At 51.3% G+C, this 633-nt stretch carries 1 pseudogene; it reads left to right on the top strand.

Annotated features, from left to right (window positions below):
- A pseudogene (locus tag DVK00_RS20670) lies at positions 1-441 on the top strand (transposase); the annotation flags it as partial.
- Between the last annotated feature and the right edge of the window lie 192 nt (positions 442-633).

The following is a 633-nucleotide window of genomic DNA, read 5'->3' as shown; positions in this document are numbered from 1 at the left end:
ACCAGCGAGAGAGCCCAGGCAAAGCGACTGCTCCAACGGGGTCAGGACCGATACGAGACTGGTAGGAAACTCCATCTCGGGAAGAATGAGTGGCACGAGACGACACTGATCTACCGACGGAAGGAGGACTCTGAACACGATGATCACAGGCAGTACTCGGTGTTCATGTCGAACCGCGGCAGTGGATTCCTTACTGAGTACGGGTATCGGTGGGAGATCGAAAGCGGCTACAAGTCGATCAAACGCTTCATGGCTGCTACAACATCCAAGGATTTCGGGTTGCGATTCTTTTACTTCGCGTTTGCGTGTTTACTATACTCGATCTGGCGGGCCGTCGATTTACTCGTGCAGGTCGAATTGACTGGTGAGTACGAGCACGCACCAATTGTCACCGCTGACAATACGCTGACGCTGTTGAAGAAAGAAACTGGAATCGGGTAGAGAGGGGACTCAATCCGGGTGAACACGGAGTCCGAGTGGCTACACTATCGAAAATCTTCGGAATCTGGCATTATTATCACCAGTACAACATGATCGAGTGGTTGAGAGCTAATCTGAAGATATCCTCGATCACTTAACCGTCCAAATGCACGCATCATAGCCCCGCTAAACCCGCTGTAGTCTCAACTTCCA

The organism is Haloarcula sp. Atlit-47R (genome assembly GCF_003665985.1).
In the GTDB taxonomy this organism is placed as follows: Archaea; Halobacteriota; Halobacteria; order Halobacteriales; family Haloarculaceae; genus Haloarcula; species Haloarcula taiwanensis.
This window is presented reverse-complemented; position numbering and strand designations above follow the sequence as displayed.